The following is an 11,980-nucleotide window of genomic DNA, read 5'->3' on the forward strand; positions in this document are numbered from 1 at the left end:
ACCCGGAGCTTCTAAAGATGTCCGCCGCGGCCGGCTCCGCTCCCCTGACGATCCTGCACGTCTTCCGTGCGCCGCTCGGCGGCTTGTTCCGGCATGCGCTCGACCTCGCCCGCGGCCAGATCGCGCGCGGCCACGCGGTCGGCATCTTCTGCGATTCGAGCACGGGCGGTGCGCGCGCCGACCAGGTCTTCGCCGAACTCGGGCCACAGCTTGCGCTCGGCGTGACGCGCGTCCCGATGTCGCGCTATCCGAGCCTCACCGATATGCGCGCCCTCGCATCGGCGGTGTCGACCCGCAAGCGGATCGCGCCGCAAATCGTGCATGCGCATGGCTCCAAGGGCGGCGTCTATGCGCGCCTGCCCGCTCTGGTCGCGCCTGGGCGGGCCTATGTCACCGCCTATACGCCGCATGGCGGCAGCTTTAACTACAAGCCCGGCAGCGCCGAACACCGCATCTACATGGCGATCGAGCGCCTGCTCGAGCCGGCGACCGACATGTTCCTGTTCGAGAGCGCCTTCATCGCCGGACGCTTCGAGGCCCATGTCGGGCACAAGCCTCGCACCGATCACCGCATCGTCCTGAACGGCATCTCGGAGGCCGAGTTCGAGCCGATCGACCATGCCAAGGCCGAATTCGACCTCGTCTATCTGGGAGAGCTGCGCTCGGCCAAGGGCGTCGACACGCTGATCGAGGCGCTGGCGCTGCTGAAACGCCGCGACGGGCTGACGCCGCGCATCCTGATCGTCGGCTCCGGCCCGGACGAGGCGCTGCTGCGGCAGATGACGGTCGACCAGGGCGTTGCGGCGCAATGCGTGTTCGAGCCGCCGGGGCCGATTCGTGCCGCGCTCGCCAAGGCGCATGTGATGGTGATCCCGTCCCGGGCGGAATCGCTGCCTTATGTCATCCTCGAGGCGGCAGCCGCTGCACAGCCGCTGATCGCGACCGATGTCGGCGGCATCAAGGAGATCTACGGCCCCGGCCATGCCGGCCGGCTGATCGCGCCCGACGAGCCGACGCTGCTGGCCGATACGATCCGGAAGACCCTGGCGACCCCGGCCGTGGAGCGCCTCGCCGAAGCCACCGATCTCGCCGCGCATGTCAGGGCGAATTTCCGCCTCGACGCCATGGTCGACGGCGTGCTCGACGCCTATCGCGCCGCGCTCGTTCGGCGCACCGGCTGACGGCCGACAGGCTCGCGAACGTCTTCGGTTCCGCTTTCGCGAATCCTTCCCTATGCTTGTCCGCGTCGCGGGTCCTCGGCGTTGGCCCTATCCGCTCGCGGCGTGAACCGGTTCGGATGGCGCGAGCATGTGGCGCGACGAACGCAAGGCAGCAGCGCGCCGCGCGCGGCTCGAACGCGAATGGGGGCGGCTCTTCCGCTATGCCTGCGCGCTGACGCGCGACCGGGAGCGGGCGGCCGACGCCGCGCAGGAAGCCGCCTTGCGGGTGCTGACGGCGCGGAGCGAACCGGCGGAGGATCCCGCCTATCGCCGCTGGCTCTACAGCATCCTGCGCAACCTGCTGATCGACCAGAACCGGCGACAGCAGCGCGAGCAGGGAACGCAAGCACCCGAGCCGGCCGACTGGCGATTCGACGAACGCGCGCTCAGCGCGATCACGGTGCGGCAGGCGCTGGAACAGCTGCCCGTCGCGATGAAGGAGGTGGTGGTCTTGGTCGATCTCGACGGCTTCAGCTATGCGGAAGCGGCAGCGCTCATCGGCGTGCCCGCCGGCACCGTCATGAGCCGCCTGTCGCGCGCCCGGGCCATGCTGCTCTCGATCATAGGGGGAGCCAATATCCGCGTGCTCCCGGCCCGCCATGCCGCATCAAGCTGATCCGCACCAATCCGAGGACTGGAAGACGCTCAACGCCTTCGCCGACGGCGAACTGGCTCCGGCCGAGCAACGCGCCGCGGCGGAACGACTGGCGACCTCGCCGGACGCGGCGGAAGCGCTGCGCGGCATCATCAGGCTGAAACAGGAACTGCAGGCGCTGCCGGCCGATGAGGCGCCGCCCCTGCCCTCGCCTTCTGAGCCGCGGCGTCCGCGCTGGCCACAGGTTGCGGCAATCGCGGCTGCCCTCGTTATCGCCAGTGCCGTCGCGCTGACACCGGTCCTCTGGCAGCGCGATAGTGCCGAGACTTTTCTGGCAGTGTCTCTGACGGCGCATGGGCAGTTTGCGAGCTCAACGCCGCCCCAGCCCATGGCCACGATTGCGCCGGCTGCGGCATTGCCCGTAGCGAACGAACTCGCCCGCCTCGGCCTGCAGCCGGTCTGGCAGACGACCTCGGCGACGGGCCAGGTCCGGATCGGCTTCGTCGGCGCGCGCGGCTGCCGGCTCAGCCTGCATGTCAGCCCGCAGGCGGAGCCGACGCCTCGTCCCGATCAGGCCGTCGCGGCGCTGATGGGCTGGAATGCCGGCGAGCGCGGCTATCTGCTGATCGCAACCGGGATGCCGCCGGCCCGTTTCGAGATCATCGCGGGCTTCATCAAGGCGCTGACGAGCGAGCCGGCGGACAAGGTCGAGCCGCTGCGCACCGCCCTGCAGAGCGACTGGCGCGGCGCGCAGCCCTGCCTCGCCTGAAATATTTTGCGACCGGATGGAATGATCCGGCCTAGTCGCGCGTCTTGTCCCTCAGAGGCCGGCGCCAGGACGACGCCGCGAGGGAGGACAGCATGGCGAAGCAGGAACGGTCCCTGAGCGAACTCTATGGCGACGATCCGGAGCGGGCCGACGCCCTTGCCTTCGGCCGCCGTACCGGCTCCTCGCGCCGCGGCTTCCTCGGTGGCGCCGGGCTCGCGGCGATGGGTGCGGCCGTCGGCGGCACGGTCCCGTTCTCCGACACGATGCCTGGCGGGCTGATCCCCGCGGCATTGGCGCAGGGTGCGCCCCCTGCCTCGCCGGCTCCCTCCGCCGCCCCGACAACCGCGGCGCCGAAGGGCCCGCAACTGCTCGACTTCCCCGGCAAGGCCAAGGGGCTCGTCCTGCTCGGCGACCGGCCGCTCGTCGCCGAGACGCCGGAGCACCTGCTCGACGACGACACCACGCCGTTCGAGAAGTTCTTCATCCGCAACAACGGCCAGACGCCGGACGCCTTCACCGAGGGCGACGCCTGGGAGCTGACCATCGACGGCGAGGTCAACACGCCGCTGAAGATCAAGCTCGGTGAGCTCAAGCAGAAGTTCACGCACAAGACCTTCCGCACGGTGCTGGAGTGCGGCGGCAATGGCCGCTCCTTCTTCCAGCCGCAGGCACGCGGCAACCAGTGGACCAATGGCGGCGCCGGCTGCGCCGAATGGACCGGCGTGCCGCTCGCCGACGTGCTGCAGAGCGCCGGCCTCAAGTCGACCGCCGTCCATACCGGCAATTACGGTGCCGACCAGCACCTCTCCGGCGATCCGACCAAGGATTCGATCTCGCGCGGCGTACCGATCGCCGCGGCGCTGGAGCCGCATGCGCTGCTGGTCTGGGCGATGAACGGCCAGCCGCTTCCGGCCATCCATGGCGGCCCGCTGCGGGTGATCATTCCCGGCTTCCCGGCTTCGGTCTCGCATAAATGGCTGAAGCGGATCGCGATCCGCGACAAGGTCCATGACGGCCAGGGCATGGGCGGCACCTCCTATGCGGTCGCGATCAAGCCGATGATCCCCGGCGGCAAGACCGACGATGCCAATATGCGCACCATGACCGACATGCCGGTGCGCGGCATCATCACCAACCCGGCCAACGGCACGCGCCTGGCCGCCGGCACGCGCAAGCTCCCCCTGCGCGGCGCGGCCTGGGACGGGCATGAGGGCGTCTCGCGCGTCGACGTCTCCATCGACTTCGGCGCGACCTGGCAGCCGGCGAAGGCGGCCGAGCCGCGCAACCGCTACGACTGGCGGCGCTGGACGGCCGAGGTCGAGCTGCCTTCGGACGGCTATTACGAGCTCTGGGTGCGCGCGACCGACAGCAAGGGCCGCGGGCAGCCACATGTCGCCGGCGGCTGGAACCCGCAGGGCTACGGCGCCAATCCGATGCACCGGGTCGCGGTGCTGGTCGGGTGAGCAGCATGATCGCACGTATCCGCCGCGCCGGGCTTGGCCTCGGCGCGGGGCTTCTCCTCGCCGCATCGTCGGCGTTGGCACAGGCCCCTGCCCCCGCCGAGGAGACGCCGGAGATGTTCCCGGCCGGGCCGAACCGCGACGAGGCCTTTTATGCCTGCATCGCCTGCCACAACTTCAAGCTGGTCGCGGCCCAGGGCTTAAGCCGCGAGAAATGGAGCGAGACGCTCGACTGGATGGTCGCAAAGCACAACATGCCGGCGCCCGCCGCGGACGAGCGCGAGAAGGTGCTCGATTATCTCGCCCAGGTCTTTCCGCCGAAGGCGCCGTCCCAGCAGGGCGGGTGGAAGAACCCGTTCCTGAACTGAGGCGGCGCCGCCCGGTCAGAACAGCTTGAGCGCGACCACGCCGGCGACGACCAGCGCGATGCCGAGCCAGCCGGCCGGGCGGATGCGCTGACCGAAGGCGAGCGCGCCGACCACGGCCGTCAGCACGAGGCCGACGCCGCCCCAGACGGCGTAGGCGACCGAGAGGTCCATGCCGCGGATCGCCTGCGCCAGGGCGGCGAAGGCACCGACGACGCAGAGCACGCCGAGGGCGCCGACGAGCCGGCGCTTCAGCCCGTCGGAGAGCTTGAGTAGGCTGGTGCCGATCACCTCGAGGGCAACGGCGAGCGCAAGCCAGGCAAGCGCGAAGGCCTGCGCAGAGGCGGCGAAGGTCACACCAGCCTCCGCTCGTCCTCCTCAGTGGCGTCGTGACCGACGCCGCGTTCCAGCAGCACGATGCCGCCGATGATCAGGGCCAGCGCCAGAATGCGCGAGGCCGTCAGATGCTCGGCGAAGAAGGCATGGCCGATCAGGGCGATGCCGACGATGCCGAGGCCTTCCCAGACCGCATAGGCGACGGCCATGGGAATGACCCGTAAGGCGACGCTGAGCAGGGCGAAGGACAACCCGATCAGCACGAGCGGCAGGACCGCGACGAGGACCGGGGCCGCGACGAAGGCCTTCAGCGCCGACGTCGCGAGCAGCTCCACGGCAATGGCCGCGAGCAGGATCAACCAATGAAAAGACATAAGTCACACAAGGGCGCTGGCCCGGGGCGCAGGCGGCGCGGGTGCGGCGTCTGCGGGGTGCGCATCGTTAGCGTTTAAGAGACGAAGTTTGAGATGAAAGGAGCGTTCAGGCTTTCGCCCGAGGCCAGCACATCGCCATGCCCAAATCACCGGAAATACCCGTGGGCAAGGTCAATGAAATATGTGCTTCTCAGACACTCATCGCCATCTCAAATGCCTGAATCTATGCTTTTTGTCAACTCAAGCACGACTTTCAGGGCCTTTCGAGCCCGTTTTCAGACTATCGAAACCCTGCGCTAATACCTTGAAGGCCCGAGCGAAAATCGACCTTTTCGTACGCCCGAAAAAAGATGCTCCGACGAGGCGGTTTCGGACTGCTGGCGACGGCTGAATTCACATCAAATCCCGTTCGCTTCCGCAGAGTCCGATTAAGTCTTCCGTGAGCAATTTGCGCTAGGTGACGAGGGCTTTCAGCGCGGCTGTACCTGCCGCCGCGCGCGAGGACTGGACGAGATGGGCGCTTTCGACGTTCGCGACCTGATCAAGGCGGATTCCGCCGGCTCCGCACCGACGAGCGGAGATGCCGGCAGCACCCGGACCTTCCACCCACTGGCCGAGCGCATCGCCGCCATGCCGGTCAAGCAGACATTGTCGCCGGTGCTGATCGAGGGCCTCGTGCGCCTCGCCGACATGCTGGTGATCCTTAGCGTCGGCGGGCTGATCTTCGCCTTCTACGTCGCCGGCGCGGTCGACTACAGCTTGCCTTACCAGGTCACCGTTCCGCTGATGGCGGTCGGCGCGCTCGCTGCCTTCCAGGCGCTGCACCTCTATCATGTCGGTGCGCTGCGCAACTTCATTACCATGGCCATGCGGGTCGCCGCCGGCTGGACCGTGCTGTTCCTGCTCGCGCTCGCCGGCTTCTTCTTTCTCAAGGTCGGCGACCAGGTCTCGCGCGTCTGGCTCGCCAGCTTCTATGCGGTCGGCCTCGCATTGCTGCTGGCCGAACGGCTGGCGGTCTCGCTCATCGTGCTGCGCCTCACCCGGATGGGACGATTGGAGCGGCGCACTGCCGTCGTCGGTGGCGGCCCGGCCGGCGAGGAGCTGATCAAGGCGCTGGAAGCCCAGCGCGACACGGGCCTGCGCATCTGCGGCGTGTTCGACGACCGCAATGACGACCGCTCACCCGATCTCGTCGCCGGCTATCCCAAGCTCGGCACGATCGACGATCTCGTCGAGTTCGCACGCCGCACCAAGCTCGACCTCGTGATCTTCACCTTGCCGATCTCGGCCGAAGCGCGCCTGCTGACCATGCTGCGCAAGCTCTGGGTGCTGCCGATCGACATCAGGCTCTCGGCCCATATGTCGAAGCTGCGGTTCCGGCCGCGCTCCTATTCCTATATCGGCGCGGTCCCTGTGCTCGACGTGTTCGACCGGCCGATCGCCGACTGGGACATCGTCGTCAAATGGGTGTTCGACAAGATCGTCGGCGTGCTGGCGCTGATCGCGCTCTCGCCGCTGATGCTGGCGACCGCCGTCGCAGTGAAGCTCGGCTCGAAGGGCCCGATCCTGTTCCGCCAGAAGCGCTACGGCTTCAACAATGAGATGATCGAGGTGCTGAAGTTCCGCTCGCTCTATCATGAGATGAGCGACTTCGCCGCCGCCAAGCAGGTGACCAAGGACGATCCGCGCGTCACCCGCGTCGGCCGCTTCATCCGCAAGACCTCGATCGACGAATTGCCCCAACTGCTCAACGTCGTGTTCAAGGGCAATCTCTCGCTGGTCGGCCCGCGCCCGCACGCGATCCACGCCACCGCCTCGAACCGGGCCTATGAGCAGGTCGTCGACGGCTATTTCGCCCGCCACAAGGTCAAGCCCGGCATCACCGGCTGGGCCCAGATCAATGGCTGGCGCGGCGAGACCGACACCGAGGACAAGATCCAGCGCCGCGTCGAGCACGATCTCTATTACATCGAGAACTGGTCGGTGCTGCTCGACCTCTACATCCTGATCAAGACGCCGTTCTCGCTGATGACCAAGAACGAGAACGCCTATTGAGCACGCTGGCGCATGCGCATGACGGTGAAGCCCGCCGCAGGCGGCTGACCATCTCCCATGCCGCGATCAAGCGCGGCGCGCTGTGGCTGCTGACGGCGGTCAGCTTCGTCGCGCTGATCGAGCCGTCACCTTACGAATTCGTCTTCCTGATCGCGCTGCTTGTCTTTGCGCTCACCGGCATCCGCTTCTCGCAGAAGCTGCTGCCGATGGCATTGCTGCTGCTGCTCTACAATATCGGCGGCGTGATCTCGCTGATCCCCTGGATGGACGAAGCGGCCTCGGTCCGCTTCACCGCCGTCTCGGTCTACCTGATGCTGACGGCGATCTTCTTCGCCGCGATCATGGCGGAGGACACGCTCAGCCGGCTCGACACCCTGCGCAAGGGCTACCTGTTCGCCGCCTGGTGCGCCGGCCTTGCCGGTGTCATCGGCTATTTCGACATCGCCGGGCTGGGGAGCATCTTCACGCTCAGCGGCCGCGCCTCGGGCACCTTCAAGGATCCGAACGTGCTCGGCCCCTTCCTGGTGCTGCCGCTGATCTATCTGCTGCATGCCGTGCTCATCGGCCGCATCGGGCTGGTGAAGGGCTTCCTGCTGATGAGCATTCCGTTGCTGGCGATCTTCCTGTCGTTCTCGCGCGGCGCCTGGGGCAACATCGTCGCCGCGACCCTGATGATGGTCGGCCTGAGCTTCCTGACCTCGACCAGCGCCTCGCAGCGCGCCCGCATCGTCTTCCTGACCCTGACGATGCTGGTGCTGGTGGTCGTGGCGATGCTGATCGCCCTCTCCTTCGAGAACATCCGCAGCGTCTTCGAGGTCCGCGCCAGCCTGGACCAGGACTACGACCAGGGCGTCACCGGCCGCTTCGGCAACCAATTGCGCTCGATCCCGATGCTGCTCGACCTGCCGAACGGATTCGGGCCGCTGCGCTTCCGCTTCACCTTCCCGGAAGACCCGCACAACGTCTACGTCAACGCCTTCGCCTCCTATGGCTGGATCGGCGGCTTCGCTTACCTGGCGCTGACCGCGGCGACCTGCATCGCCGGCTGGCGGGCGGTGTTCCGCCGCACGCCCTGGCAGGGCCATGCGATCGTGATCTGGTCGGTGCTGTTCGTCACGATCCTGCAGGGGCTGCAGATCGACACCGACCACTGGCGGCACTTCTACCTGATGCTCGGACTGATCTGGGGGCTGGCGGCACTGCCCACACCGGCTTCGGAAAGTCAGCGGTCCTTGCGCACCACGACATAGGCGTAGGTCGTCACGAAGCGCCAGTCGACCTTGGCCGCCAGCCGGTTGAAGGCGGCATCGAGGCCGCGCAGGCCCGGCATGCGGTCGAAATAGCCGCTGCCCCAGAAGGGCTGGATGTGGATATCGCGGAAGCCGGCCCGCTGCAGCATCGGCGCGAGCGTATCACTGCTGCCGCGGCACCAGTCGTAGAAGGCCGGGAACTTCGGATCGCCGCCACCGTCGCGCCGGGCCGGGAAAAGCGCGTGCACGATGGCGCGCGAAGCCTTCTCCGGCAGGATGTGGTTGAGCGCGAAGACCGGCGCCCACAGGGTCGGCACGAAGGCGAGGCCGATGCCGCCCGGCGCCAGCAGAGCGTGGATGTTGCTCCAGGCGCGCTCGACGTCATGGACATGCTCGAACACCATGCGCGAGACCATCATGTCGTAGCCGCCGCGGGCGATGTCCGGCTCGGAGAGATCGCCGGCGATGTCGAAGCGGGCGGTACGCAACCCTTCCGGCGTCAGCGCCAGCTCGCCCGCATCGATATCGTTGACGACGAGGTCGAGCCCGTAGCGGCCCGCCTCCTCGGCGCTGAAGAGCGGGTCGCGGCCGCCACCGATCTCGCAGAGCCGCTTCAGGCGAAACTGATGCATCAGCGCCAGGATCGTCGCCTCATAGTGATCCCAGGCCCAGCTGGAATGCCAATCGGGCTGGAGGCCGGCGAAGAAGCTATCGAGCGAGCCCTTGCCAGCCACAACGGCGCCCTGTGGCCGCAACGGCCGACGATCGGCCAACGCCATCGACATGACGACAATTCCCGTTTCCAGCTGTGAGGCATGGACCCTGCGCCGGTCGCGCCCGCCGGGCAATCAAAGGCTTAAGAGAAGGTTAACAAATGAGCACGAACTGCTCGAAATGACGCACCTGGCCGACCTTCGCCGAAGGCGCGCCCTCAATTGCACTCCGTCAGTTCACCATTGCTGACTTTGTGCGTGTGACAGGTCACGGGGTGCCGGTCGTCTCGCGCGCAGGCCGAGATTGCCAGCGCGACGAGCAGCGGGATCAGACGTCTGGCAAGCGTGAACGACATGCGACGACCTTCCGAAAGGCGGCGGGAACCTTCCGCCTGCGATTGGCGCAAGGTGAGCCGGTTTCGTCGAAGGCGCGGCAGTGCTGCCGGCAACGCCAGCTTGCCCCCAAGTCCTGCCAGGGTGCACAAGCCATTGCTGCCTAAGCGCCCTCGGTGCTCCGCGCCGGCGAGGCGGGGACCAGAGCGTCGATGATCTGATTGTGGTCAGCGTAGAGCCGCGGCAGATGATGGCGATCGAACCAGCGCGCGTCGTCAGCGTCATCGCCAGCAACGAGTTCGGGTCGATCGCCGGCGCGCCATATCCTGATCAGCACGGCGCCGGAGATGATCCTGCTGCGCGGGTCTCGCTCAATTGCGTCGAAAGCTACTGGCCGCTCGACGGCCTGGATCAGCTCACCAGCAAGGAGATCGACACCGGCCTCCTCCTTGAACTCACGCAGTGCGCAGGTCTGGAAGGTCTCGCTGGGGTCGAGGAAGCCTCCGGGCAGGGCCCAAACGCCGTCCCTCCGCCGGCGGACGAGCGCAATCTTGTCACCGTGAACGACGACGGCATCAGCGCTCAGGTGAGGGCCCCTGCCGTATTTGGCCTCATAAGCGGGATCAGGCAGCAGAGCCTCCTGCAGGTTCGAAGGTCGACACGGCAAGGTGCACCCCGGCATCTCCTAGCTTGAGGCACGGGTGGTTGAAATGATGCAGCTATTCTTCGCGTTCACGATCTCATATCGGTGCCCGCTTTTCTTAGGGGCGATTGGATACGGTCTCTATCGCCTGAATATCGCGGGCAGTTGGTCGCTCAGAGGAAGCGCGCGGCGCTGGGCCTCAGCCGACGTTCGCATCCCGGTCCGGCTGAAATGCCCAGCGAAGGACGATGGCATACGCCACCAGGTTGACAATCGTCCGTGAAAACGTCCGAAGAGCGGGCATCGTGGCTCCAAAGCAGCTGGCCTTAGCCAGCCTTCGCAGCAGTCAACGGAACTGCCCCATCCTCGGTTCCTGTTGGAGCGAAGCTGCCTGAAGCATCGCCCGTCTCGCCGTCTGCGACCACCGTCTCGAGATCGTCGCCCAAGACGCAGAACCGCCTCGTCAACGAGGCCGCGATTCTCACGAGATCCAACTGGCCGTCGATCAAAACCGATTGAAGGTCGCGATTGTCGAGCAGGCGGTCGCCGCCGCGCTTTGGCAGCTGCCTTTCGATCTCACGATAGATCGCTTCGGCCAGCCGTTCGCAATCGCACGACATGGGCGGTCGGGTCCTTCGGTGCCTGAGTGTTACCGAACAAATGGGGTCGAATCGCCGGAAAGGAAGTCCCTGGCTGTATTCGCGGGATGCGGCCAGACCGCGTAATCACCGGCGCCCGCCCTGCCCGCTCGATCCGATGGGTCGATTCGCGCAATGCTGACGACGCGAACGCTGATGGGACTTTCTGTCCCGAACGGCGCACCTTGCTCCCGTTTCGTTCCGAAACGGCTGATGCAAGCCGCTCACACGGATCGCCCAAGATATTGAAATTTAAGAAGAAAATGGTCGGAGCGAGAGGATTCGAACCTCCGACCCCTTGTCCCCCAGACAAGTGCGCTAACCGGGCTGCGCTACGCTCCGACGCGACGGCTTATAGAGGGCAGCCCGCCGCGATGCAACGCGGCAATTTCCAGGTTCGACGTGTCTTTCACACTTGCCGGTCGTCGCCGTGCGAAGGTGGCTCGATCTCCGCGGGGGTGATCCCTCTCCGACCCAAGCGACGCACCAGCGTACGAAGGAGCCCGGCGAACACGATCACCAGCGGCAAGGCCAGAGCTGCGCTGTCTTCGAGCGCGAGCCAGATCGAGGTCGCCAGCGTCGCAACGATCCCGACGGCGAGGAGACTGTTGGTCATGCCAGCCGCCAACCGGCCGCAAAGCAGCAGGACGACGAGGCAAAGCCCCGCGCCATGGCCAATCCAGAATTCAGCCGGCCAACCATATCCCAACTCTCCTGGCGAAGCGGCAAATCGTCAAGCAAGGTCAACGCGCGAAGGCGGCCAAAGTGCCGTTGAACCGCGACAGGCTCGGCATCCTGCGGCATGCTGAGAGGCCTTTCCAATAGGGACGCTCGATGATCCGCCCTGCCCTGCTCGCCCTGTTCGGCCTTCTTCTCGATGGCGGCGACGCCAGGGCCTCATCGTTCTGCCTCATCCCCCAAACGGCCGACGGCTTCGTCGCGCTCCGCGCCGTGCCTGGCGCGCAGGGCCGGCTGATCCTGCGCATGAAGCCCGGCGACGAGGTCCAGATCGTCGAAGGCGGGCGCGGCGGCTGGAGCAAGGTCAGACATTGGCCCGGTGATGCCAGGCTGGCGAAGGGCTATGGCGGTTTCACCGAAGGCCATGTCGCGCGTCGCTTCCTCAGGGATTGCGGCTGAACCGCAGCTCAGGACCCCAAATGGTTCCGGTCCATGAAACGCCGTCGGCGACTTTGCCGGCGCGGGTGGAATCGGCTTCAGTGGGCCGGGTA

General features: G+C 66.7%; 14 protein-coding genes and 1 tRNA gene. 8 read left to right on the plus strand and 7 right to left on the minus strand.

All coding sequences use genetic code 11. From position 1 onward, the window contains the following. Positions 1-17 precede the first annotated feature (17 nt). From AC07O0_RS23920 to AC07O0_RS23940, 5 genes are all read left to right on the plus strand, one after another. Positions 18-1,181, plus strand: coding sequence for a glycosyltransferase (locus AC07O0_RS23920; RefSeq protein ID WP_494626372.1), 1,164 nt, complete (start codon positions 18-20; stop codon positions 1,179-1,181). Positions 1,182-1,308: 127 nt separating this feature from the next. Beyond that, a complete protein-coding gene (locus AC07O0_RS23925) occupies positions 1,309-1,836 on the plus strand; it encodes an RNA polymerase sigma factor (protein WP_494626374.1) in 528 nt (175 codons plus the stop codon). After that, a complete protein-coding gene (locus tag AC07O0_RS23930) occupies positions 1,820-2,584 on the plus strand; it encodes an anti-sigma factor family protein (protein WP_494626376.1) in 765 nt (254 codons plus the stop codon). The genes AC07O0_RS23925 and AC07O0_RS23930 overlap by 17 nt, the downstream gene beginning before the upstream one ends. A gap of 92 nt (positions 2,585-2,676) precedes the next feature. Next, positions 2,677-4,047 (plus strand): sulfite oxidase, encoded by a 1,371-nt coding sequence (locus AC07O0_RS23935; RefSeq protein WP_494626377.1) that lies wholly within the window; start codon positions 2,677-2,679, stop codon positions 4,045-4,047. A gap of 5 nt (positions 4,048-4,052) precedes the next feature. Continuing rightward, positions 4,053-4,412 carry a hypothetical protein gene (locus tag AC07O0_RS23940; RefSeq protein WP_494626379.1) on the plus strand — a complete coding sequence of 120 codons (360 nt, stop codon included), beginning with the start codon at positions 4,053-4,055 and terminating at the stop codon, positions 4,410-4,412. A gap of 15 nt (positions 4,413-4,427) precedes the next feature. On the opposite strand, the gene mdtI is transcribed toward AC07O0_RS23940, so the two are convergent. Next, the gene (mdtI, locus tag AC07O0_RS23945; protein WP_494626381.1) at positions 4,428-4,766 is read right to left on the minus strand and encodes a multidrug/spermidine efflux SMR transporter subunit MdtI; all 339 of its coding nucleotides are present in this window, start codon (positions 4,764-4,766) and stop codon (positions 4,428-4,430) included. Further along, on the minus strand, positions 4,763-5,119 hold the full coding sequence (locus tag AC07O0_RS23950) for a DMT family transporter (protein ID WP_494626383.1): 357 nt from the start codon (positions 5,117-5,119) through the stop codon (positions 4,763-4,765). The genes mdtI and AC07O0_RS23950 overlap by 4 nt, the downstream gene beginning before the upstream one ends. Positions 5,120-5,632: 513 nt before the next feature. On the opposite strand from AC07O0_RS23950, the gene AC07O0_RS23955 reads away from it, so the two are divergent. Both AC07O0_RS23955 and AC07O0_RS23960 read left to right on the plus strand, forming a co-directional pair. Further along, on the plus strand, positions 5,633-7,174 hold the full coding sequence (locus AC07O0_RS23955) for an undecaprenyl-phosphate glucose phosphotransferase (RefSeq protein WP_494626384.1): 1,542 nt from the start codon (positions 5,633-5,635) through the stop codon (positions 7,172-7,174). Further along, positions 7,171-8,424 (plus strand): O-antigen ligase family protein, encoded by a 1,254-nt coding sequence (locus AC07O0_RS23960; RefSeq protein ID WP_494626386.1) that lies wholly within the window; start codon positions 7,171-7,173, stop codon positions 8,422-8,424. The genes AC07O0_RS23955 and AC07O0_RS23960 overlap by 4 nt, the downstream gene beginning before the upstream one ends. Here the strand turns inward: AC07O0_RS23960 and AC07O0_RS23965 are convergent. The 5 genes from AC07O0_RS23965 to AC07O0_RS23985 all read right to left on the minus strand — a co-directional run bounded on the left by AC07O0_RS23965 (position 8,397) and on the right by AC07O0_RS23985 (position 11,367). Continuing rightward, a complete protein-coding gene (locus AC07O0_RS23965) occupies positions 8,397-9,209 on the minus strand; it encodes a class I SAM-dependent methyltransferase (protein WP_494626388.1) in 813 nt (270 codons plus the stop codon). The genes AC07O0_RS23960 and AC07O0_RS23965 overlap by 28 nt on opposite strands. A gap of 424 nt (positions 9,210-9,633) precedes the next feature. Beyond that, positions 9,634-10,152, minus strand: coding sequence for an NUDIX domain-containing protein (locus AC07O0_RS23970; protein WP_494626390.1), 519 nt, complete (start codon positions 10,150-10,152; stop codon positions 9,634-9,636). A 287-nt stretch (positions 10,153-10,439) separates the two neighbouring features. Then, a complete protein-coding gene (locus AC07O0_RS23975; RefSeq protein WP_494626392.1) occupies positions 10,440-10,733 on the minus strand; it encodes a hypothetical protein in 294 nt (97 codons plus the stop codon). Positions 10,734-11,015: 282 nt separating this feature from the next. Further along, positions 11,016-11,093, minus strand: a tRNA-Pro gene (locus AC07O0_RS23980). 67 nt (positions 11,094-11,160) lie between these two features. After that, complete coding sequence (locus AC07O0_RS23985; RefSeq protein WP_494626394.1) at positions 11,161-11,367, minus strand: hypothetical protein; 207 nt, start codon at positions 11,365-11,367, stop codon at positions 11,161-11,163. Positions 11,368-11,585: 218 nt separating this feature from the next. Between AC07O0_RS23985 and AC07O0_RS23990 the strand changes: the two genes are divergently transcribed. After that, the gene (locus tag AC07O0_RS23990; RefSeq protein ID WP_494626395.1) at positions 11,586-11,888 is read left to right on the plus strand and encodes an SH3 domain-containing protein; all 303 of its coding nucleotides are present in this window, start codon (positions 11,586-11,588) and stop codon (positions 11,886-11,888) included. Positions 11,889-11,980 lie beyond the last annotated feature (92 nt).

It is taken from the genome of Allobosea sp. GW821-FHT10B12 (genome assembly GCF_059415545.1).

Excerpts from the sequence above, each read along its gene's own strand:
- AC07O0_RS23920 (WP_494626372.1), top strand. The coding sequence starts at position 18 with ATGTCCGCCGCGGCCGGCTCCGCTCCCCTGACGATCCTGCACGTCTTC.
- AC07O0_RS23925 (WP_494626374.1), top strand. The coding sequence starts at position 1,309 with ATGTGGCGCGACGAACGCAAGGCAGCAGCGCGCCGCGCGCGGCTCGAA.
- AC07O0_RS23930 (WP_494626376.1), top strand. The coding sequence starts at position 1,820 with ATGCCGCATCAAGCTGATCCGCACCAATCCGAGGACTGGAAGACGCTC.
- AC07O0_RS23935 (WP_494626377.1), top strand. The coding sequence starts at position 2,677 with ATGGCGAAGCAGGAACGGTCCCTGAGCGAACTCTATGGCGACGATCCG.
- AC07O0_RS23940 (WP_494626379.1), top strand. The coding sequence starts at position 4,053 with ATGATCGCACGTATCCGCCGCGCCGGGCTTGGCCTCGGCGCGGGGCTT.
- AC07O0_RS23950 (WP_494626383.1), bottom strand. The coding sequence starts at position 5,119 with ATGTCTTTTCATTGGTTGATCCTGCTCGCGGCCATTGCCGTGGAGCTG.
- AC07O0_RS23955 (WP_494626384.1), top strand. The coding sequence starts at position 5,633 with ATGGGCGCTTTCGACGTTCGCGACCTGATCAAGGCGGATTCCGCCGGC.
- AC07O0_RS23965 (WP_494626388.1), bottom strand. The coding sequence starts at position 9,209 with ATGTCGATGGCGTTGGCCGATCGTCGGCCGTTGCGGCCACAGGGCGCC.
- AC07O0_RS23970 (WP_494626390.1), bottom strand. The coding sequence starts at position 10,152 with ATGCCGGGGTGCACCTTGCCGTGTCGACCTTCGAACCTGCAGGAGGCT.
- AC07O0_RS23975 (WP_494626392.1), bottom strand. The coding sequence starts at position 10,733 with ATGTCGTGCGATTGCGAACGGCTGGCCGAAGCGATCTATCGTGAGATC.
- AC07O0_RS23985 (WP_494626394.1), bottom strand. The coding sequence starts at position 11,367 with ATGACCAACAGTCTCCTCGCCGTCGGGATCGTTGCGACGCTGGCGACC.
- AC07O0_RS23990 (WP_494626395.1), top strand. The coding sequence starts at position 11,586 with ATGATCCGCCCTGCCCTGCTCGCCCTGTTCGGCCTTCTTCTCGATGGC.